25 protein-coding genes are annotated in these 21,698 nt (G+C 37.9%); 17 read left to right on the top strand and 8 right to left on the bottom strand.

The window, feature by feature from the left end; all coding sequences use genetic code 11:
• Window positions 1–156 precede the first annotated feature (156 nt).
• Both KHA93_RS08025 and KHA93_RS08020 read left to right on the top strand, forming a co-directional pair.
• Entirely contained in the window at window positions 157–594 is a 438-nt protein-coding gene (locus KHA93_RS08025) for a BrxA/BrxB family bacilliredoxin (RefSeq protein WP_213110268.1), read from the top strand.
• 95 nt (window positions 595–689) lie between these two features.
• Entirely contained in the window at window positions 690–1,193 is a 504-nt protein-coding gene (locus KHA93_RS08020) for a L,D-transpeptidase (protein WP_213110267.1), read from the top strand.
• A 112-nt stretch (window positions 1,194–1,305) separates the two neighbouring features.
• On the opposite strand, the gene KHA93_RS23645 is transcribed toward KHA93_RS08020, so the two are convergent.
• The gene (locus KHA93_RS23645) at window positions 1,306–1,359 is read right to left on the bottom strand and encodes a hypothetical protein (protein ID WP_285891561.1); all 54 of its coding nucleotides are present in this window, start codon (window positions 1,357–1,359) and stop codon (window positions 1,306–1,308) included.
• Between the two features lie 18 nt (window positions 1,360–1,377).
• Between KHA93_RS23645 and KHA93_RS08010 the strand changes: the two genes are divergently transcribed.
• The 6 genes from KHA93_RS08010 (at window position 1,378) to KHA93_RS07985 (ending at window position 6,014) form a co-directional block, all read left to right on the top strand.
• Window positions 1,378–1,524, top strand: a complete 147-nt coding sequence (locus KHA93_RS08010; RefSeq protein WP_213113102.1) for a hypothetical protein — start codon at window positions 1,378–1,380, stop codon at window positions 1,522–1,524.
• A 31-nt stretch (window positions 1,525–1,555) separates the two neighbouring features.
• A complete protein-coding gene (gene mce, locus KHA93_RS08005) occupies window positions 1,556–1,978 on the top strand; it encodes a methylmalonyl-CoA epimerase (protein ID WP_213110265.1) in 423 nt (140 codons plus the stop codon).
• Complete coding sequence (locus KHA93_RS08000; protein WP_213110264.1) at window positions 1,965–3,521, top strand: acyl-CoA carboxylase subunit beta; 1,557 nt, start codon at window positions 1,965–1,967, stop codon at window positions 3,519–3,521. Before mce ends, KHA93_RS08000 begins: the two co-directional genes overlap by 14 nt.
• Before the next feature lie 87 nt (window positions 3,522–3,608).
• Window positions 3,609–4,727 (top strand): M20/M25/M40 family metallo-hydrolase, encoded by a 1,119-nt coding sequence (locus KHA93_RS07995; RefSeq protein WP_213110263.1) that lies wholly within the window; start codon window positions 3,609–3,611, stop codon window positions 4,725–4,727.
• A 36-nt stretch (window positions 4,728–4,763) separates the two neighbouring features.
• The gene (locus KHA93_RS07990; RefSeq protein ID WP_213110262.1) at window positions 4,764–5,234 is read left to right on the top strand and encodes a chemotaxis protein CheW; all 471 of its coding nucleotides are present in this window, start codon (window positions 4,764–4,766) and stop codon (window positions 5,232–5,234) included.
• 210 nt (window positions 5,235–5,444) lie between these two features.
• Complete coding sequence (locus KHA93_RS07985; protein WP_213112824.1) at window positions 5,445–6,014, top strand: YkoP family protein; 570 nt, start codon at window positions 5,445–5,447, stop codon at window positions 6,012–6,014.
• Window positions 6,015–6,061: 47 nt separating this feature from the next.
• Here KHA93_RS07985 and KHA93_RS07980 read toward each other — a convergent pair whose 3' ends face one another.
• Window positions 6,062–6,919, bottom strand: coding sequence for a metallophosphoesterase (locus KHA93_RS07980; RefSeq protein ID WP_213110261.1), 858 nt, complete (start codon window positions 6,917–6,919; stop codon window positions 6,062–6,064).
• Window positions 6,920–7,052: 133 nt separating this feature from the next.
• On the opposite strand from KHA93_RS07980, the gene KHA93_RS07975 reads away from it, so the two are divergent.
• Complete coding sequence (locus KHA93_RS07975) at window positions 7,053–8,186, top strand: MGDG synthase family glycosyltransferase (RefSeq protein ID WP_213112823.1); 1,134 nt, start codon at window positions 7,053–7,055, stop codon at window positions 8,184–8,186.
• Between the two features lie 115 nt (window positions 8,187–8,301).
• Window positions 8,302–9,516, top strand: a complete 1,215-nt coding sequence (locus tag KHA93_RS07970) for a DNA polymerase IV (protein WP_213110260.1) — start codon at window positions 8,302–8,304, stop codon at window positions 9,514–9,516.
• A gap of 1 nt (window position 9,517) precedes the next feature.
• Here the strand turns inward: KHA93_RS07970 and KHA93_RS07965 are convergent, their stop codons facing one another.
• Both KHA93_RS07965 and zwf read right to left on the bottom strand, forming a co-directional pair.
• A complete protein-coding gene (locus KHA93_RS07965; RefSeq protein ID WP_213110259.1) occupies window positions 9,518–9,961 on the bottom strand; it encodes a YueI family protein in 444 nt (147 codons plus the stop codon).
• Window positions 9,962–10,351: 390 nt separating this feature from the next.
• Window positions 10,352–11,851: a glucose-6-phosphate dehydrogenase gene (zwf, locus tag KHA93_RS07960; RefSeq protein ID WP_213110258.1), complete on the bottom strand. Its 1,500-nt coding sequence runs from the start codon at window positions 11,849–11,851 to the stop codon at window positions 10,352–10,354.
• Between the two features lie 157 nt (window positions 11,852–12,008).
• On the opposite strand from zwf, the gene rnz reads away from it, so the two are divergent.
• The gene (rnz, locus tag KHA93_RS07955) at window positions 12,009–12,938 is read left to right on the top strand and encodes a ribonuclease Z (protein ID WP_213110257.1); all 930 of its coding nucleotides are present in this window, start codon (window positions 12,009–12,011) and stop codon (window positions 12,936–12,938) included.
• Here rnz and namA read toward each other — a convergent pair.
• The gene (gene namA / locus KHA93_RS07950) at window positions 12,935–13,957 is read right to left on the bottom strand and encodes an NADPH dehydrogenase NamA (protein ID WP_213110256.1); all 1,023 of its coding nucleotides are present in this window, start codon (window positions 13,955–13,957) and stop codon (window positions 12,935–12,937) included. The two genes, rnz and namA, sit on opposite strands and share 4 nt — an antisense overlap.
• A gap of 76 nt (window positions 13,958–14,033) precedes the next feature.
• Window positions 14,034–14,858, bottom strand: a complete 825-nt coding sequence (gene proC, locus KHA93_RS07945; protein WP_213110255.1) for a pyrroline-5-carboxylate reductase — start codon at window positions 14,856–14,858, stop codon at window positions 14,034–14,036.
• A 491-nt stretch (window positions 14,859–15,349) separates the two neighbouring features.
• Here proC and KHA93_RS07940 point away from each other — a divergent pair, with 491 nt between their 5' ends.
• The 4 genes from KHA93_RS07940 (at window position 15,350) to KHA93_RS07925 (ending at window position 19,343) form a co-directional block, all read left to right on the top strand.
• Window positions 15,350–16,324 (top strand): MBL fold metallo-hydrolase, encoded by a 975-nt coding sequence (locus tag KHA93_RS07940; RefSeq protein WP_213110254.1) that lies wholly within the window; start codon window positions 15,350–15,352, stop codon window positions 16,322–16,324.
• Complete coding sequence (locus KHA93_RS07935; RefSeq protein WP_213112822.1) at window positions 16,324–17,121, top strand: SDR family NAD(P)-dependent oxidoreductase; 798 nt, start codon at window positions 16,324–16,326, stop codon at window positions 17,119–17,121. The genes KHA93_RS07940 and KHA93_RS07935 overlap by 1 nt, the downstream gene beginning before the upstream one ends.
• A 583-nt stretch (window positions 17,122–17,704) precedes the next feature.
• Window positions 17,705–18,967 carry a Y-family DNA polymerase gene (locus tag KHA93_RS07930; protein ID WP_213110253.1) on the top strand — a complete coding sequence of 421 codons (1,263 nt, stop codon included), beginning with the start codon at window positions 17,705–17,707 and terminating at the stop codon, window positions 18,965–18,967.
• Between the two features lie 43 nt (window positions 18,968–19,010).
• Window positions 19,011–19,343 (top strand): YolD-like family protein, encoded by a 333-nt coding sequence (locus KHA93_RS07925; RefSeq protein ID WP_213110252.1) that lies wholly within the window; start codon window positions 19,011–19,013, stop codon window positions 19,341–19,343.
• A 31-nt stretch (window positions 19,344–19,374) separates the two neighbouring features.
• Here the strand turns inward: KHA93_RS07925 and KHA93_RS07920 are convergent, their stop codons facing one another.
• Complete coding sequence (locus KHA93_RS07920; RefSeq protein ID WP_213110251.1) at window positions 19,375–19,587, bottom strand: CDGSH iron-sulfur domain-containing protein; 213 nt, start codon at window positions 19,585–19,587, stop codon at window positions 19,375–19,377.
• A gap of 114 nt (window positions 19,588–19,701) precedes the next feature.
• Here KHA93_RS07920 and KHA93_RS07915 point away from each other — a divergent pair, with 114 nt between their 5' ends.
• Entirely contained in the window at window positions 19,702–20,037 is a 336-nt protein-coding gene (locus KHA93_RS07915) for an iron-sulfur cluster biosynthesis family protein (protein ID WP_213110250.1), read from the top strand.
• Window positions 20,038–20,336: 299 nt separating this feature from the next.
• Here the strand turns inward: KHA93_RS07915 and KHA93_RS07910 are convergent, their stop codons facing one another.
• A complete protein-coding gene (locus KHA93_RS07910; protein ID WP_213110249.1) occupies window positions 20,337–21,233 on the bottom strand; it encodes a hydroxymethylglutaryl-CoA lyase in 897 nt (298 codons plus the stop codon).
• A 90-nt stretch (window positions 21,234–21,323) separates the two neighbouring features.
• Between KHA93_RS07910 and KHA93_RS07905 the strand changes: the two genes are divergently transcribed.
• Window positions 21,324–21,692 (top strand): hypothetical protein, encoded by a 369-nt coding sequence (locus KHA93_RS07905; protein ID WP_213110248.1) that lies wholly within the window; start codon window positions 21,324–21,326, stop codon window positions 21,690–21,692.
• Window positions 21,693–21,698 lie beyond the last annotated feature (6 nt).

Raw genomic sequence — 21,698 nt, 5'->3', positions numbered from 1 at the left:
AAAACATCTAGGGAGTTTAGGGGTATGGATCTAGATGTAGTCTCATTTTACCCAGTTCTCAAAAAATTAAACCATTAATTTTTAAAAATATATTATTTGAAATACAGTATGAAATATTGCTATGATATCGGTAGCTATAAAAAAGGAGTGGAAAAAATGAATATCGATTTTAATTTATATATGAATGATATTGTAAAGCAAGCACGCGAGGATATGGAAAGAGCTGGCTATACGCAATTGACTACACCGGAAGAAGTGGAAGCAGCTTTTGATAAAAAAGGAACAACCCTCGTTATGATTAATTCTGTTTGTGGTTGTGCAGGAGGTATCGCACGACCTGCTGCTGCACATTCGGTCCATTATGACAAGCGTCCGGATAATCTTGTCACAGTTTTTGCAGGTCAAGATAAGGAAGCTACTGCAAAGGCGCGCGGCTTTTTTACTGATTATCCACCTTCATCCCCATCGTTTGCTCTATTAAAGGATGGGAAAATTTGTACGATGATTGAGCGTCATGAAATTGAAGGACATGATCCAATGTCAGTTGTCAATAAGCTTCAGCAATACTTTGAGCAATATTGTGAAGAAGTATAAAACCTTTTACCCTATAAGAAGTCATTCGACTCTTATAGGGTATTTTTGTATGAAACTCATCCTTTTTCATAAAATAAAGGAAAAGGAAGATGCAAATGCAGCTATTTTTAACCCTTCTTCTTATTGTTGGTTCACCATTTTGGCCATTTGATAGAGAAGTGTTGCCAGGAGATACTCTTGTTATCATTAACAAGAGTACAAATGAGCTTGCATGGATCAATGATGGGAAAGTTCAACTAGTTACAAAAGTGGCAACTGGAAAAACGAATGAAATGACGCCTGAAGGCTTATTCACCGTAAAAGTGAAGGCGAAAAATCCATACTATCGTAAAGCGAATATACCTGGTGGGGAACCGCAAAATCCGTTAGGAACAAGATGGATTGGATTTGACGCTTTTGGGACGGATGGAAGAATTTATGGATTGCATGGAACCAATAATCCTTTCTCCATTGGAAAATATATTTCTGAGGGCTGTATACGACTACCGAAAAATCAACTAGAAGTTTTATATGATTACATTCCAGTCGGAACAAAGATTCTTATTGTTAATTCCGGCCAATCCTTTAAAAGCTTGGCATATGAAATAGGAGTTATGTAAAAAAGGTGAGGCTTCCTCCAATAATTTGAGGAACCTCACCTTTGTATTATATTTTAACTTTAATAGTTTACTGTTGATCTTTCATCAATTCCTAAGGATTGCGATTTTTTACTTATAAAAAAGATAGTCCGGCCAAAATAGTAGTGACAATCATGGAGAAGAGCATAACATAAACGATAATTCGTTGAATTTTTTTATTGGACAATTAAATACACCCCTAGATCAAACGTATTTACTATTATTTTATCTCGAAATCGCTCCTGATACAATCCTTGTATTGTTAGAAAAGGATAAGCAGGATTGGTGGGGGGAAATGTCGAAGATAATATAGACTTTCAAAACTGTAAACTTTGGAGGTTTTTATGAAAAAAGTAGATCACATTGGTATAGCTGTTCGGTCATTAAAAGAAACTCTTCCCTTCTATGAGAATATACTTGGCTTTACATGTACAGCAATTGAAAACGTCCCATCCGAACATGTTAATGTTGCCTTTTTAGATGCATCTAATGTTAGGATAGAATTATTAGAAGCGACCAGTTCAAATAGCTCCATAGCAAAATTTATTGAAAAACGCGGTGAAGGTATTCATCATCTAGCATTAAAAGTAGATTCTATTGAGAAACGAATTTCCGATCTTAAAAAAAATGGCATTCAAATGCTAAATGATGTACCAAAAGAAGGAGCAGCCGGTGCCATGATCGCTTTTATCCATCCAAAATCTACACACGGTGTATTGTACGAGATTTGTGAAAAAAAGCCACTGAAGGAGAATGACAGTGACTGATATTTACGAAAAACTCAATGACCTATACGATCGAAAAAGAAAAGCAGAGCTTGGTGGTGGGGATGACAGGATTCGTAAACAACATGAAAAAGGGAAGCTGACTGCAAGGGAACGGATAGATCTTCTGTTAGATCCCGGCTCGTTCGTCGAACTTAATCCATTTATTGAACATCGCTCAACAGATTTCGGTTTAGAAAATGTGAAGCATCCGGGAGATGGGGTGGTAACCGGTTATGGTAAAATAAATGGTAGGCTCATTTTTTTATTTTCACAAGATTTTACCGTATTTGGCGGTGCATTAGGTGAAATGCATGCAGAAAAAATTGCAAAAACGATGGATCTTGCTGTAAAAAACGGTGCTCCTTTTATCGGTCTTAATGATTCTGGTGGTGCAAGAATACAAGAAGGCGTTGTGTCCTTAGATGGATATGGGCATGTTTTTTATCGTAATGCTATTTATTCTGGAGTCATTCCTCAAATTTCGGTTATTATGGGACCTTGTGCTGGAGGTGCCGTCTATTCGCCTGCGATTACAGATTTTGTATTTATGGTAGATCATACTAGCCAAATGTTTATTACCGGACCTAAAGTGATTGAAACGGTAACCGGTGAAAAAATTTCGTCTGAGAATTTAGGTGGGTCAAAAGTACATAATACGATAAGTGGGAATGCCCATTTTAGGGGGAGTAGTGAACAAGAGGTGTTAACAATGGTTCGTACTCTTTTGGACTATCTACCGCAAAATTATCGGGAAAAACCAGCTATTGGAGACTGGGATGGCGAAGATGACTTACGGCCAGAAATATTGGATCTAATCCCTTTTGATCCTGTAAGACCGTATGACGTAAGAATCGTTATTAACCAAATAGTAGATGAGCATTCTTTTATGGAAATACATAAGGAGTTTGCCAGAAATATTGTTGTTGGATTTGCTAGAATTCGCGGTGAATCAGTTGGACTCGTTTGTAATCAGCCAAAATTTATAGCTGGGAGTCTTGACATTGATTCATCGGATAAAGCTTCCCGATTCATCCGCTTTTGTGACGCTTTTAATATCCCGATTATTACGTTTGAAGATGTTACAGGTTTTTTCCCTGGTATTAAACAGGAGCATGGCGGTATCATAAGGCATGGAGCCAAAATTTTATATGCTTATTCAGAAGCAACCGTTCCTAAAATCACGGTCATTTTACGGAAAGCATACGGAGGTGCTTATGTAGCACTTAATAGTAAAGCAATTGGTGCAGATCTTGTATTCGCTTGGCCAAATGCAGAGATTGCTGTCATGGGACCTCATGGAGCAGCAAATATTATCTTCGCTCGTGATATTTCAAATAGTGACGATCCTGAAAAAACAAGAGTGGAGAAAATGGAAGAATATCGAGAAACGGTTGCAAATCCATATGTTGCGGCTGCTCGGGGAATGGTAGATGATATTATTGATCCGCGCGAAACAAGAATAAAATTAATCCAAGCTCTCGATATGCTTCGTACTAAAACGGAAGAAAGACCTCATAAAAAACACGGTAATATTCCTTTATAGAGAGTGTTCAGAAAGGAGGATAAATTTTTCCCGGACTTTTCGAACACCCTCTTATTAAACAACAATGAAAAATTGGAGGACACTTAGATGATTAACGACCAAAGACTATTAGATGAATTTCTTGAATTAGTACAAATCGACTCAGAGACAAAGAATGAATCCGAAATTGCAAAAGTATTGAAGGAAAAGTTTCAACAATTAGAAGTGGAAGTTATTGAAGATGATACGAAGGAAAAAACGGGGCATGGAGCGGGTAACCTTATTTGTACTTTAAAAGGTAATAAGCGCGCAACACCTATTTATTTTACTTGTCACATGGATACAGTTGTTCCTGGTAAAGGAATTAAGCCCTCTATTAAGGACGGGTATGTCGTAACTGATGGCACAACGATTCTTGGAGCTGACGATAAAGCGGGAATTGCAGCGTTATTAGAATCCATTAAAGTTTTAAAGGAACAAAACATAGACCACGGCGATATTCAATTTATCATTACAGTCGGTGAAGAATCCGGCCTCGTTGGTGCAAAAGCTCTTGATTCTGCTCTCGTTAAGGCAAAATATGGCTTTGCTCTTGATAGCGATGGAAAAGTTGGCAATATTATCGTTGCTGCACCAACACAGGCGAGAATTAAAGCAGTTGTTCATGGAAAAACCGCACATGCAGGTGTTGCACCTGAAAAAGGGATTTCCGCTATTACCATTGCTGCAAAGGCTGTAGCTAGAATGCCACTTGGCCGTATTGATGATGAAACGACTGCAAATATTGGACGTTTTGAAGGTGGCCAAGCGACAAACATCGTAGCGGACCAAGCGATCGTATTGGCAGAAGCAAGATCACTTGTGAACGAGAAAATGCAATCCCAAGCTGCAAAAATGAAGGAAGCATTTGAAGAAGCAGCTAAAGAAATGGGCGGTTCTGCCGATGTAGATATTGAAGTTATGTATCCCGGATTTAAATATTCTGATGGTGACGAAGTAGTCGAAATAGCGAAAAAGGCAGCGCTGAAAATCGGCCGTACACCAGAATTGCTAAAGAGTGGGGGAGGTAGCGATGCGAATGTCATTGCCGGCTTTAATATCCCTACTGTCAATCTTGCAGTTGGATATGAAGAAATTCATACAACTAATGAGCGGATGCCGATAGAAGAGCTCGTGAAATTAGCAGAAATGGTAGTAGCTATCGTTGAGGAAGTATCAAACAGCTAAGTCAGATTACATTTATTATAGGTGAGGTGAGATGAAATGGCAGTTACTGCAATCGTATTTAATGCAGGTCAAGAGGAGTATGCGATTCCTGTCCCTTTTATTATTTCAATTGAGAAATATGAAGATGTGAATCCAGTACCACATTTACCGGCTTACATTAGAGGCGTTGTAAAATCTAGAGGGGAATTAATTCCTGTACTTGACCTTGGTCATATTTTATATAATCGACATATTGAAAATGATGCTGAAGTCAGAATGATTGTCATCCAAACAGAGGAACTATCTTTTTCTTTACTCGTAAACGAAGCAAAGGAAATCTTGGAAATTCCTGAAAACGCGTTGCAGCAAATGGGACTTGTTGCTTATCAAAAAACAAAATACTTTTCTTCAATCGCCAATCTCGAGGATAGAATCATTACGATGATTGACCCGGTTAGTATGCTTGAAGTCCTTGAGGGAGTTAAAGAAATTAAAGATTATTTAAATGAGCAAAAACAAGAAGCATAAAAATTAACTGAGTAAGATAAACAACTTTTTTTAATAATTCTTATGAAATGGATAGATAAACAGAGGAGACTCCCTGTTTATCTATCTTTTTTTTGTCCTTTGTTTTTACGAGTATTACATCGTTGACAGGCCAATTTTACCACAAATAAGTTTTAAGCTTTCGATAAAAAATAAAATAAAAAAGTTGTATAAAAGGGAGGTGCAGTAGTGATGAGAAGTTACCTCATTTCAATTTGGAGTTTTCTGGATCCTGTTTACTATCATTTTACGCGCCTCACATACGTGGCTTATGAAGAGTCAACTCAGAATATTTTTAGGATCAGGCTGACAAAATATAAAGGGCGAAAAATTGTCCTATCAGATGGGACGGAAATCCAAAAAAACGATATCTTGGTAAAAATTCATCTGCATAATGTAAGACTCTTGAAAGAATTAAAAGACATTGAGAGTGAATTAAAAAAAGCGAAAATCATTTATCGGTATGTTCAAAAGTCTTTATCAGGGGTTGAATTTTACATTCAGGACCATTATTGTTCTGAAAAGATAAAAGGGATTGTCGGTATCACCTTACTACATAAAGGCTGTGAACGCCTTGGTTTTGAGGTGGTTGATATTACTCATCCTATGTACCGATTGTTTAAGTTTGTATCTTTTTTTCCAATTGCGCTTCTCTCGCAACAAAATATGTCGCTTAAGAATATTTTTATGAAACAAGCGCCTAAATATTTATTCATGTCGAAAAATAGATTATCTACATTGTATAAGAACTCTATACGATAGCCTTATATGCCAATAAAAAAAAGCTGTTATATAAACAGCTCTTTCCATCAGATTGCAGCAGCTGGTTCAGACTTACTAGCTGCGGCCAATGATAATTCATGAATGGTGATTTCAGGACGGCTTCCTATCCGAATATTTACTCCGGTTTGACCAAGACCTTCATTAATATAGAAAGGTTTTCCATCATGCATATGAAGTCCTTTAACAATATTCATTCTTGGGAGCTTACCCATTTTGGCTAGGTGATATGCTTTAGGGTAGCAGATTTGACCTCCATGAAAATGCCCGGCAAGCAAATAATCAAAATGATATTTTTCCATATGCAAAACAATATTGGGATCATGGGTTAATACGAGGTTTGTTCCTTGTTTAATTCCTTCGTATGAAGATCCCAAATTGCTTCGTTTTGTACTAAAATCATCGATTCCAATTATATTGACTGGTCTACCTAGTACAAAAATTAGCTCATTTTCGTTTCGCATTACTTTGCAGTTATATTGTTCGAGTGTCTTAATTAATGTTTGTAAGTTTTGTTGCTGTAGAACATAGTCGTGGTTTCCAAGTACGGCATATATTCCATATTTGGCGTTTAATTTGTTCAAGACTTCCAAATATGGGACAAGCTTTGGAATGGTCCGTTTTCGATCAAGGAAATCTCCAGTAAGTGCAATTAAATCAATAGGCTTATCTTTGAGTATTGCATATAGTTCAGCAGGCGAAATTGAAATATTTTCAAGATGCAAATCGGATAGTTGAAGTATCGTTAATTTTGGATTTATTTGTCCGTTAGATTGATCTTGATTGATGTTAACTTTATTTATCACGATTTCTTTCGTGTTGGTATAGGCTTTTTTAAAGAAATAAAAAAGAAGTATAGCGAATGCAGTATAGAATAAAAAGTTCAATTGTAATCACTCCTTCCATAAGAAAGATTATACTAGAAAAATGCTGCCATTTTTACAAGCAATTGATGGGAGGAATCCCATGGCAGTGAATTCCAAACGCGTTTCAAGAAAAGAATGTTTAGAAGAGGTGTATATGAAAAAACTAAATAAATCTGTGCTATTCTTACCTTTTTTACAAATCCCTTCTGGACACCATCAAACAGCAAATGCCTTAATTGATGGACTTCAGACCTTACATCCACAAATTACATGTGATAAAGTAGATGTTCTTTCTTACAGTTATGGAAAAGTTGAATCACTTGTTTCGAACATATATCTCAAATGGATTGATGCTTTCCCCGGAATGTATCATTTTATATATAAAAATACCGTCTATAAAAATATCGAAAAAAACAAGCGCTATTGGCTATATGAATGGTTATTTATTTCCAATATGAAAAAGCTCATAAAAGAAAAGCAACCAGACCTTATTGTATGCACACATGCCTTACCTGCGTACATGATGAGTTACTTGAAAGAGAAGGGCGGACTGACGATTCCGGTCATCAATGTGTACACAGATTATTTCATCCACCGTTTTTGGGGTGTGAAGTATATAGACTTTCATTTTGTACCATCTTATCAAATGAAAAAATATTTAATTCAAAAAGGAATCAAGGATGAACATATTTACATTACAGGAATTCCAATTCATTCGAAAATAATAAAACAAAAAAAAGCAGTTGCACCGGCGAGCCTTTTCAAACTATCGGTTTTAATAGCAGGTGGGAACCTTGGGGTTGGCGCTATTGAAGAGTTAATTCGGCATATCGGGGAAGGCGGGCCTAATCGGCAAATCAAATTTTATGTATTATGCGGAAAAAACAAGAAGTTGTATCAAAAACTCAATAGTATGCAAAAAAGCCATATTATTCCGTTTCCGTATATCCATAGTAGGGAGGAAATGAACAGTCTTTACGATCAAATGGATGCCATTTTAACAAAGCCCGGTGGAGTAACGATAAGTGAATGCCTTTTTAAACGCAAGACCATTTTCATTTACGATGCTCTGCCTGGCCAAGAGGAAATTAATTTGAAGTATCTAAAGGAATTAGGAGTCGTTTACCATCTCAACAAGGGTGATATTTACGAACAAATACATTCCATATTTTCTGATGGTAATGAATGGGAAAAATATCAAATTCATGTAGAAAATTATCATGTGAATATTTATTCAACAGAACCTGCAAAAATTATTGGTGATTTATTGATCGGACAACCTAATTAAAAAGTCTCACATTGATGGGGCTCAATATTTTATCCTACCATGGTCTATAATACTGTGGTATTTTTATTTTATAGGAATTATCGATAAATTTTGAGCAGCAAAAAAGGTGATTGAAATGAAGGCATTCTATCCTAAAAATGGTCGTGTCATACTGCATGTTGATATGAATAGTTTTTTTGCATCTGTTGAAATGGCCTATGATCCTTCATTAAAAGATAAGCCACTCGCGGTTGCAGGGGATGAAGAAGCACGCAAAGGGATTGTTGTCACATGCAGCTATGAAGCACGTAAATATGGTGTGAAAACAACCATGCCTGTTTGGGAAGCAAAAAAGCTTTGTCCTCATCTAATTATAAAAAGACCTAATTTCGACCGATATCGGAATGCTTCACAAGCGATGTTTGAGATATTGGGTCAATACTCCGATTTAGTAGAGCCAGTTTCAATTGATGAAGGTTACCTCGATATTACAGATAGCTTTGAATTGGGCTCCCCTTTGGAGATTGCTAAAGACATTCAAAAAAGTTTACTTAATCAACTTGATTTGCCGTGCAGTATTGGGATTGCCCCTAATAAATTTTTAGCTAAAATGGCATCAGATATGAAAAAACCACTTGGTATTACGGTTTTGAGAAAAAGAGATATTGCTAAAGTTATATGGCCATTGCCTACAGTTGAAATGCACGGGATTGGCGATAAAACGGCAGCTAAGCTGTCAACGCTCCACATTCATTCGATTGGTGATTTGGCAAAAGCAAGTGATTTTCAGCTCAAGGCTCATTTAGGAATTCGTGGGTTACAATTAAAGGAGAGGGCTAATGGAATTGATACTCGACATGTTGACCCAGATGCAGCAGGGGAAAACAAAAGCGTTGGAAATTCTGTTACATTGCCAAAAGATATTTCCAATCAATCCAAATTATTAGAAACTCTCGAATCCCTTGCTGAAAGTGTATCAACAAGGCTAAAGAAAAAAGGGTATGTAACGAAAAATATTGCGATTACGATTCGCTATCATGATCGAAAAACCATTTCAAGAGGGAAAAAAATAATCAATCCGATTGTAGAAGCTAAAGATATTTTTCTAGCAGCAAAGACCTTATTTTTGAATAACTGGAAGGGAGATCCAGTAAGGCTGTTAGGTATAACAGGTCAAGATTTATTAGATGAAGATTATGCTTATGAGCAGCTTAATTTATTTTCATATGAAAAAGCAGCTCAAAAAGAGCCGCTTTATAACGCCATTGATAAAATAAAAAGTAAATATGGCACATCTATACTTCAAAAAGGCAGCGATCTTCAGAAGGAAATGAAACAAAAGAAACTGTGATCTATTTCTTTAGAAAACTAAAAAGGCTAGCGAACGGCTTCTTTTTTTTCTTAGAAATGGTTACAGTTTTTTCTTTATTTTTTTGAATATAGATTTCCTCTTTATCAATTGCATGATCGTACGTTAGGACGAGCCCGATATTCGTATCATAATTTTTATTCGCAACAATAGAAAATTGAATATGGTTTGATCTTGCTTTATGAATGTATTCTGATAAATAGGAGTAGTCAAGATCTCCATTTAGAAGCAATGTTGCTCTCGGATGCTCTTTCATCAATTGTATTACTTCTGGATAAACACCTTTTTCCATTACTTGGCTTTTCGTTAATGCTACTACAATTCTTTCTCTAATCGTCCCTAAAAATTTCCTTCGTTCTTCGGGCTTTATTTCTTTTACCCCGTACATTCCCTTTTGTAAGTAATCATCCACATTGGAGCTTTTCACGGCAAACACCTCCGCGGTAATATATTCTGTATGTTGTATATTTGTTAAAAATGATTTATGTATATAGATTTAGTATAGCAGTTATCATTAGGTATCTGTATTAAAAAAAGGCAAAAAAAAAGGCAAAAAAAAGGCTGTTCGACAGGTTTCCTGTTTTCGAACAGCCGATAGGTCTTTCTTTTTGTCTTGCGCAAGCAGCCGACGACTAGCAATCTTCTTGTCCTTCTCCCTAAGAAAAGTCAACATCGTCTCGTCTTGTTTAGCTGCAGTCTCTAGTCCCTCAGGTTATTTGCTTGTCGGAAGCCCGCAGGATGAGGGTCAAGAAGGCGTTGCAACAAGACGTTGCGCTCTTAGCCTTCCTTCTGCTTCAGGAGCCTGCCGCTTTTCTTATTAACAATCCTTTACATCAAGATCTGTAACCGGCCACCATGAAAATCCTTCCTTTTTAAGCAGTTCATCTGCTTCCTTAGGACCCATTGTCCCAGCGCTATAATTTGGAAATTCCGCTTTTTTGCTTTCCCAGTAATGGCTAATCTTATCAACAAAGCTCCAAGAGAGGGCGACTTCATCCCAGTGCGTAAAGTTTGTTGCATCACCTCTGAGGCAATCAAACAAAAGTTTTTCATACGCTTCAGGAGTATTAAGACCTGGAGTATGATTATTGGAAAAATTAAGCTTCACTGGTGTTGTTTCCATCATTTGTCCAGTGTCTTTCGCATTCAAATGAAGGGTAATTCCTTCTTCTGGTTGGATATGAATGACAAGAAGATTCGGATCGAGATCCTTTTCCGATTTATAATAAAGGTTCATCGGAATATCCTTAAATTGAATTACAATCTTCGTTGACTTAGCTGTCATTCTTTTACCAGTTCGAATATAAAATGGCACGCCCGCCCAACGGAAATTATCAATCATTAATTTGCCCGCTACATAAGTATCAGTATTGGATTCCTTATTTACGTTTTGCTCATCACGATATCCTATTACTTTTTCTCCGTTAATCTCACCAGAACCATATTGTCCTCTTACGAAGTAATTCGGGATTTCATCATGCTCAATAGTGCGAAGGGCACCTAACACTTTTACTTTTTCGCTACGAATTTCTTTTGGTGTGAGACGGATAGGCGGCTCCATAGCAAGCAGAGCTACCATTTGCAGCATATGATTTTGAACCATATCGCGAAGAGCACCACTCGTTTCGTAATACCCGCCACGTTCTTCTACACCCAACATTTCACTTGAGGTAATTTGAATATTTGAGATGAATCGATTGTTCCATAAAGGTTCAAAAATAGCATTGGCAAAACGGATTACTTCAATATTTTGAACCATTTCTTTTCCAAGATAATGATCAATACGGTAAATATCATTTTCAGAAAAGACATTTCTAATTCTTTTATTTAATTCAATTGCGGATTCAAGATCATGCCCAAATGGTTTTTCTATGACAAGTCTATGGAAGCCTTCCGTATCTGTTAATCCGTCAATTTTTAAATGCTCAGCAATGGTACCAAAAAATTCTGGAGCCATAGCTAGATAAAAGATTCGGTTACCGTCTAGACCATACTTTTGATCGAGCTCATTTGCAAGATTTTTTAATTGTATGTATGATTGTGAGTCGCTGACATCATGAGGTTTATAATAAAAATGAGAAACAAATTCCTCAACATTCTCCGCATCTTTAATAGATGTTAAAACAGAGTCTTTAACATGCTCTCTCAATATTTCATTGGTCCATGGGCGTCTCGCCACACCAATAACCGCAAAATGCTCTGCTAATTTCCCTTTTCTAAAAAGATGATAAAGGGAAGGATATAGCTTCCTCTTGGCTAAATCTCCAGTAGCTCCGAATATCATTATAAGCGATGCGGGTGTTTCTGATTGAATCATAATGAAAAACCTCTCTTTTCCTTCGTAAACTTTTCCAACATTGATTATACTCTATCTTACCAATTATTCTGAAAAAACACGACTAGTCAAGTATCTATTTTTAAATCGTTTACTGGTAATTATGATAAAATAAATATTATTTATATGGAGGGTTAATATGAAACTACTCTTTCTCGGAACTGGTGCGGGAGTACCGGCAAAGCCTAGAAATGTTTCTTCCTTAGCTTTAATGCTATTGGAAGAGAGAAATTCCATATGGCTTTTTGATTGTGGTGAAGCAACCCAGCACCAAATTTTACATACTTCATTAAAACCTAGGAAAATTGAAAAAATATTTATAACTCATCTTCATGGAGATCATATTTTTGGCCTCCCGGGATTATTAGGTAGTCGTTCTTTCCAAGGTGGAGAAACAGAGCTTACCATTTACGGTCCGAAAGGTATTCGAGAATATGTCGATGTTTCTCTTAAAATAAGTCAAACCCATGTAAAATATCCTTTAAATATTATCGAAATTGAGAATGGGATCATTTTCGAAGATGAGCAATTTATGATTGAAACTTTATTACTTGATCACGGGATTGCAAGCTACGGATTCCGTATTACCGAAAAGGATAAAAAAGGAACTCTCGATGCCGAACGACTTCGCTCTGATGGCATATTACCAGGTCCGGTTTATAAGCGCCTAAAAAAGGGTGAAACGGTCACACTGGAAAATGGAAAAGTGTTAAATGGAAACAATTATTTAGGCCCTGAAATAAAAGGTAGAGTCATTTGTATTCTTGGCGATACACGTCCGTGCGAAAATGCAGCTATTCTCGCTTCAGAAGCAGATGTTGTAGTTCATGAAGCTACATTTGCCGCGGATAGTGAAGAAATGGCAAATAATTATTTTCATTCAACGACTGCCCAAGCAGCGAGACTTGCTTTACATGCACGAGCACATAGCCTGTGTTTGAATCATATTAGTTCACGCTATCTTAATGAACATTGGAATCAGCTAACAGAAGAAGCTAAAGTAATATTTCCTAACACGAAAATGGCATATGATTTCCTAGAAATGACAATCGATCCACATAAAAATTAGATCATCCAGCCTCGTCGGTATTGCTCTGGAGCCTCTAGTTCATATTTCAGTTCTTTTGCTGCAGTTCGTGACCAGTATGGATCGCGTAATAGCGCGCGGGCGATAAAAACTAAGTCAGCGCGACCATTTTGTAAAATTTCCTCCGCTTGAGTTCCATTTGTGATCAAACCTACTGCTCCAGTCGGGATATTTGCTTCATTTCTAATTTGATCTGCAAGTGGAACTTGATAGCCTGGAAAAGTAGGAATATTCGCAGGTACCACAGCACCTGAACTAACATCTACTAAATCGACTCCTTGTTCTTTCATCCAATTTGTTATCCTTACATAATCTGCGGGGACAAGACCTCCAACACTATAATCATTCGCTGAAACACGGACGAATAAAGGACCTTCCCAAACCGATTTAACTTCCTCTATGACTTCTCTTAAGAAGCGATAACGATTTTCTGGAGTACCTCCGTATTCATCGCTGCGCTTATTTGTGAGCGGTGAAAGAAATTCATTGATTAGATACCCGTGGGCTCCATGAATTTCGATTATTTTAAATCCAGCTTTTTTTGCTCTTTCCGCAGCTTTTCCAAATGCTATAATCGTTTCTTTAATTTCATCAATGCTCATTTCTTTTGGCGTCTTCATACTTTCGTTAAAAGGAATTGCACTTGGCGCAATGATTTCTCCATCGAGCACTGCTTTTCGACCGGCATGAGCAATTTGAATTCCACTGACAGTACCGTGCTCTTCCATCATTTTAGTAAGTCTCGAAAGCCCCTCAATATGGTCATCACTCCATATTCCTAAATCACGAGGGCTGATTCTTCCTTGCGGTGTCACAGCTGTTGCTTCAACGATAATTAATCCGACTTGCCCAACCGCACGACTTGTATAATGGGTATAGTGCCAGTCTCCAACCATTCCATCCTCATTGAAGCAAGAATACATACACATTGGCGACATAACAATCCGATTTTTCATCGTAATATTTTTAACCGTAAAGGGTGTAAAAAGTTTTACAGTCATTCTTTTGCCTCCTAATTTGCTTTCGCTCTATTATAGCAAGGTGGAGGCGTTTTTTGCATTTGTGAGAACTTATGAATTATGTGATTTTGGATTCATACATGATTCCCAACTGCTTTGATTGCTCATAGGCGGCCTGGATACAAGCCACGAACGCTTCCTGCATTTCTGTTTGTTGAAGGACGGAAATTCCCGCTTCTGTTGTTCCACCAGGGCTTGTCACTTCTTGCCTAAGATCTGCAGCTTTTTTTCCCGATACAGAAAGCATTTCGGCAGCACCTAGTAAAGTTTGGATAATGAGTTTATTGGATGTGTCTTTTTCCAAGCCAAATTGTTCTGCCGCTCGTTCCATCGCTTCCACCATATAATAAAAATACGCTGGGCCGCTGCCTGAAAGTGCTGTAATGGCATCCATTTGGCGTTCTTCCACTTCCTCTGTAATTCCAATGGCAGAAAAAATAGAGAGCGCCATTTCCTTTTGTCGATTAGAAGCAAAAGGATTAAATGTAATGGCAGTTGCAGATTTTCCGACACTTGCAGAAGTGTTTGGCATTGCTCTAGCAATGGCGCAATTGGTTTTTAGCTTATCCGTTATAAATTCGATAGATATCCCTGCCATAACGGAAACAAAGAAAGTATTTTCACTTATATATGGTCTGATCTTATCCAATGCCTCGTTTGCATCTTTTGGCTTTACGGCAAAAATAACCATATCCGCATTATGAATAAGCTCATTCATATCATAAGTGGTACTTATTCCGAACTTTTCTTCGAGTTCCGTCATTTTTAATTTATTATTCCGATTCGTTATGCAGATGTTTTCACGATTACATATATTTTTTTCAATTAACCCTGCAATCATGGCTTCTGCGATGGAGCCAGCTCCAATAAACGATATTTTCATCGGTATTCCTCCTGTTCTCGTACTCCATAAATGGCCTTGTTAAACTTGTATGTTGACTTTCGTTTTAATCAACAAAGTGCCTTGATCAACAACAAAAAACCCTCTCATCCTGTAAAAAAGGACGAAAGGGAATAGCTTCCGTGGTACCACCTTCATTGATTGCCTATTTGCTGCAATCATCTCTGGCCCTTAACGCAGGAATACGGTCAGTTTTGCTGACAGCTCGCTAGGCAGGTTCAAACAAAAAGGGGATGTCGGAGCCTTCCAGCCTTTGGGCTCCAATCTCTTGCATCATTTCTGTTTTACTATTCCCAGTTCATCGCGGTTCAATCAGTGTTTAGTTAAAATATTATATATGATTATGATTATCGAATGGATAAATGTCAAGAAAAAGTTTTTTCAATACTCTGAGTATAATATGAATATAATGACTTTTTTGTCATTACTCGATACACTGTAATTACTTATCTTTTTGAAGTTGAGGGATTATAATGGTTAGTTTTGATGAAAAAATAATAAAACTTGAATTGCCAACTCCATTTGCAGTAGGCGATGTGAATGTTTATGTTGTAAAAGGGGATGCCCTTACTCTAATCGATGCCGGAGTGAAGACAGAAGCAGCTTGGGAGGCATTTACCTTTCAACTGGCCAAGTACGGATTGATTCCTGAAGATATTGAACAAGTTGTACTTACACACCACCACCCCGATCATGTTGGACTTTTAGAATGGTTACCGGAAGTGCCAATTTACGGACATAAATATGTACGCCCGTGGATTGAAGAGGATTCCGTTTTTTTCTCCGCCCATGATAATTTTTATAGAAGATTATTTAAAGAATTTGGTTTAAAGGGCAATGTGGAAAAAATGTTACATGTTTTGAAATCTCCTCTTCAGTATTCTAGTTCGGCGCCGCTTGCGAAAGAAATTGCCGAAGGGGATACCATCCCTGGATTAGAAAAATGGTCGATTCTAGAAACTCCCGGGCATGCTCAAAGCCATATATCGTTTTTTCGAGAAAATGATGGTGTCATGTTATCAGGAGATCATTTACTTGCAACGATCTCTTCCAATCCATTTCTTGAGCCTGCATTAGAACCATCTTCTGAGCGCCCAAAACCGCAACTGCAATATAATGAATCTCTCGAAAAGCTTTTAAAGTTGGATATTCGCATTGCATACACAGGGCACGGAGCGGATATTCAGAGAGTTCATGAACTTGTGAAACGTCGTCTGCAGCGCCAGCATGAGCGGGCATTACAAGTACTGGAATTATTGAAAAACCGTCAATTAACAACCTTTTCGATTACGAAAGAACTTTTTCCAGCTGTGTATCAAAAGGAACTAGGATTAACATTATCTGAATCAACGGCTCAGTTGGATTATTTACTCTCACTTGGTCTTATTAAGAAGCAAATGGATGATAATGGTGTTGCATTCTTTTCTGCCGTTGAGGGTATGTCATGATGATAAATGAACGCATTAAAGGGAAAACAGTTGCCATAACGGGAGCTTCTGGAGGACTCGGGGAGCAGATTGCTTACTTGTGTGCACAAAATGGAGCTGACTTAATTTTACTTGCACGTAATATCGAAAAGCTGAATCAATTATCTACCCGAATTCGCGACCAATATGGAGTGAAATGCAAAGGCTTTGAGCTAGATGTATCCAAGCCGGAACAAATATCTCAAGTATTCAAACGCATCTATGAAACAGAAGGAGAGATTGATGTTTTAGTGAATAATGCCGGTTACGGGATTTTTTCTAATGCGATTGATATCAATTTTGCTGATTTGGAAGGAATGTTTGCCGTCAACGTAATCGGTTTAATTACGTGTACAAGGGAAGTCATTCCGTATATGTGTAAAAGAAAATCCGGTCATATTATAAATATTGCCTCCCAAGCCGGAAAGCTTGCAACTCCTAAATCAAGTGTATATGCTGCTACGAAACATGCAGTACTTGGATTTTCGAACAGCTTGAGGATGGAATTATCTGAGCACGGTGTATTTGTAACGGCTGTTAATCCCGGACCCATACATACTGATTTTTTTCAAAAAGCCGATCCAGAAGGATCATATTTGAAAAAACTAGGTCAATTTATTCTGGATCCCAAAAAGGTTGCCAGAAATATAGTTAGCGTCATGCTTAAAAATCACCGGGAAATCAATATGCCACGCTGGATGAATTGGACAGCGACTTTGCATACAATAGCACCAAGGACGGTTGAATCTTTGGGGAGAAAAGCGTTTTTTAAAAAATAAACTCATACCTAAATCTCTAAAATCGAGGTTTAGGTATGAGTTTTTTCTTATTGGTAGCAGTTTTTTTAAAATTTTTCTTCGCTAAAGCTCATTCTTGATTTTCCTATTTTGTTAGGAGTGAAGCGGAAATCACCATACACGTTTAACAGGACCCTTAATTTAGAAAAAAGTACCATTTGAAAAAATAGGTACTTTCGGCTAATATATTGCATATAATAGAACAAACGTTCGTAAAATATAACTAAAAGCGATAAAAATTAAAAGGTGAACTGTTTGCCTCAGAACATTTGCTTGTCGGAGGCCCGCAGGACGCGGGTCAGAAAGGCGTTGCGACGTACACGGATGTACAAGTGCAGGCGAGGCGACAGAACGTCGCTGCTTGAGCCTGCAACAGGATGTTGCGCTTTTAGCCTTTCTTCCATTTCCGAGGCGCTTACGCATTTCTTTGTCCAGCTTCAGCGCCTAGCCCCTCGAGGTCAAATAACCTGAGGCATAAAAGTCAAAGAACGACTTTTTCGCCCCAGAACATTTGCTTGTCGGGGCTGAACGAGGCGCTTACGCATTTCTAATAGGAGGCATAAATATGGGTGTTGATTACAGTAAGCTTCCACACGACAAAATATTATGTGTTGATATGAAGAGCTTTTATGCGAGCTGTTCGGCGGTGATGCTTGGATGTGATCCATTAGAATGCCATCTTGCAGTTGTTGGAAATTTGAAGCAACCCGGGAGTGTCGTGCTCGCCGCATCCCCACGTTTGAAAAAAGATTTTGGAATCAAAACGGGTTCTAGGCTTTTTGAAATTCCGAATGATAAAAGAATTCTGCTTGAAGAGGCAAAGATGAGCACGTATTTAAGGATTGCTACTGAAATTACACATCTTTTTCATCGTTACGTTCCGAAAGAAGCGATTCACGTGTATAGCGTGGATGAGAGCTTTATCAAAATCGATGGAACGAGTGACCTATGGGGGGATGCTCGTTTAGTTGCCGAGAAAATTAAAGATGAGTTGTTTCGAGAGTTCCAGCTAACATGTTCTATCGGTATCGGACCGAATATGCTTCTTTCCAAACTTTGCCTTGATCTTGAAGCAAAAAAAACCGGTATAGCGGAATGGACTTATGAAGATGTTCCGGAAAAACTATGGTCTGTGGCTCCACTTAGCGAGATGTGGGGAATCGGAAGAAGGGTAGAAAGAACGCTAAATGGTATGGGAATTTTTAATGTAGGACAGCTTGCCCATTCGGAGTTGCACTTGCTGGAGAAAAAATTTGGAGTGATGGGGAACCAACTTTACTACCATGCGTGGGGAGTAGATTTGTCCGAATTAGGGGCCCCGATTATAGAAGGGCAAATCAGCTTTGGAAAAAGTCAAATCTTGCTTCGTGATTATAAGGATAAAGAGGAGATTATTTGTGTCATTCTCGAAATGTGTGAAGAGGTGGCGCGAAGGGCAAGAGAGCGTAAAAAGGCTGGAAGGACCATCAGCCTCGGTATTGGCTATAGCGATAAAGAATTTGGCGGTGGATTTTTACGTTCGTACTCAGTAGAGGAACCAACTAATACAACAATGGATTTGTATCGTATCTGTTTGCGATTGTTTCAAACACATTATACAGGCAAGACAGTACGGCAAATTTCCATTGCATTATCGAATGTGATGGATGATAAGTATGTTCAGTTAAATTTATTTGAGCCTAGAAAAATAAGTGAGAAAAAGCTAGGCTACACCGTAGATCGAATTCGTAGGCGGCATGGAGGAGTGTCCTTATTACGGGCAATTTCCTATACGAAGGCAGGAACGGCAAGAAAGAGGGCAGCTCTTGTAGGAGGACATAAAGCATAAACCAATAATATTGCAGATTTGTGCAAAGGAAAGGGTGTGTGAAATGATTCGGGATCGTGGTCGTATCAAATGGAGTTCGCTTATGCTTCCAGAGCATGTCACAATGCTCCGGAAATGGGCGGAAGAAGACACGCATGAAAAATTAAAGCAATTGGATGAACAAAAATTGGAAATGCTAAATGAAATAGCGGGTATGGCAATGGAATTTGGGAAAGAAGTGATGATCACACGTTTTAACGATCATCATTATGAAGAAGTATTAGGAAAGATTCATTATTTTGATCCAATAAATAAAGAATTTCGTGTAGTGGATAAAAACGAACGTGTTATAAAGATTTCAGTCGAAAAAATTGATCAAATGATCATCATAGAATAGAAAAAGCCCGCAGAGCTGCGGGCGTTCCAAATTAATCATTTAATACTTTTTCTGCACGGACGCATGATTCAAAGTTCCCTTTATGTGTGCCGTCACAAAACGGTTTGCGACTTGAAAGGCCACAGCGGCATAAAGAAAATACTTGTTTTGTTTCAAATACATTACCATCAACATCAATTAATTCAACGTCTCCCGTTACTCGATAAGAGCCGTTATCCATTACTTTAATTTGTACTTTTTCCAAATTCATATCCCCCTTGTAAAAAGACTGTTCCTATTAATAGTAGAAGGAACGAAGAGGAAATGCAACCTTACTTCGAAAGCTATGTGTTAAAATGAAAGGAAGGAAGGGGAGAACATGATGAAAATATCAATTTCCGAAGCGGCTTCACGACAAATCAAACAGAAAATGGGCGAAAAAAATCTAATCTTAAAATTGAAATATGAAACGGACGGCTGCGGCTGTGTTGTCAGCGGTGTTCCAACATTGCAATTAATAAACAAGCAGGATTTGGATTCGAACGATATGTTAATTGAGACGGATAAACTGGACATTTATATAGAAAAATCAAAGGCTATTTTTTTTGATGAAGAAATGAAAATCGATTACTCCCAAGAAACCCAATCATTTCGCTTAACAAGTCCAGGGCAAATATTAAATGGACGAATGAGCTGCAATATCGTATTGAGTTGAGAGGCGTTCAATGCCTCTTGATTCGATTAACGCACTATGTTGGGTTGATTCCAATGATGAAGGTAACCAATCTAAGTATTGATGCCCTAAGCTGGTCTGATTTTAATGGTGGAGGTAACTAATCCGCGTAATTCGCGATGAAAATAGAAAATCGGTAAGGTTCATCTCGAATCAATGCGTTATTCACGATGAAAATGGAAAATAAGTGAATTTCATCGTGAATCAAAGGGTTATTCGGGATGAAATTGGAACATCAGTGACATTTGTCTCGAATAAAAGAAGGGGCGTCAATCAACTACCTAAAGCTTAACCTTTGAGAGTCGATAATAGCCTGAGTCAATTTCTCTCGAAAGGTGAGGGGCGATTACATCAATCGCATCAACAAGTTTATCAAGGTCAATTCCGGTTTCAATTCCCATTCGTTCGAGCATATAAACTACATCTTCAGTAGCAACATTGCCGCTCGATCCTGGCGCGAAAGGGCAACCGCCTATCCCTCCGGCGGAAGAATCAAAACGGTCGATCCCCGCTTGAAGGGAAGCATAAATATTAGCAAGCGCCATTTTGCGCGTATCGTGAAAATGGGCTGCAATCATAACAAAGGGCAGCTCTTTCTTTAGTTCGGAAAAAAGTATAAAAGACTCTACGGGAGTCGCCATTCCAATTGTATCTGCGACACTTAGTTCATCGACTCCGACTGCAGCGAATTCACTGCAAAGCTTTACTGTGTCTACTATCGAAACTTTCCCTTCATACGGACAGTAGAAAGCAGTGGATATACAGGCGCGGACAAAAAATCCTTTAGCTTTTAATCCAGCAATCATTGGGATTAATTCCTCCATACTATTCCGTGTTGATTTATTTATATTTTTCCGGTTAAAACTATCACTCACACCCACGAAAACCGCAATATTTTTACAATCGGTTTCCAATAGTTTTTCCATTCCTTTACGATTTGGAACTAAAGCAATGCTGCGAATCCCTTTAGGGCGAGAAGTCACAATCGAAACAGCATCCCTCATTTGTGGAACCCATTTTGGTGAAACGAAAGAAGTGATTTCCATTTCCAGAATTCCCGCTAGTTCCAATTTTCCAATGAATTCTTTCTTAGTCTCAGTATCGACAAAGTTGTCTTCATTTTGCAATCCATCTCGTGGCCCTACTTCAATGATTGTCACCTTTTCTGGTAAAACCAACCTAACTCCTCCTAAAAGAAGATTTAGAAAAAATGCGATTACTTTAAAATATGAAAAGTAGGGTAGCTTATGTCCTAAAGGTGAAAACTAATGAAACCAAGAGGATTATTATTTTGTCTATTAAATAAAACTGAGTATAAAGGGATGGTGTTCATGAAAAAGTTAATAATATGTACATTCATTTCTACGTTAAGCATTACTTTATTTGCTTGTAGCAACACGGAAGTAGCACAGGAAACAAAAAGTAAACAGTATAAACAAAAAATCATCATCATGGATTCTGTTTATATCCCTCTTCCGCCAGAAGCTAAGAATATTGAATATATGCCAAATGGTTTGAAACCACAACAAATTCCCAACACTCATTTAAAGGATCCAATTGTCATTACAAGAATGCCTTACGCTGACAAGAAAACAACTAGTTACACTTCACCAGCAAAAAATAAAGAAAAAAAATAGACCTGT

Source organism: Lederbergia citrisecunda (assembly GCF_018343695.1).
Taxonomy (GTDB): domain Bacteria; phylum Bacillota; class Bacilli; order Bacillales; family Bacillaceae_C; genus Lederbergia; species Lederbergia citrisecunda.
Note: the sequence above shows the minus strand (reverse complement) of the source record. Positions and strands in the feature narration are given on the sequence as shown.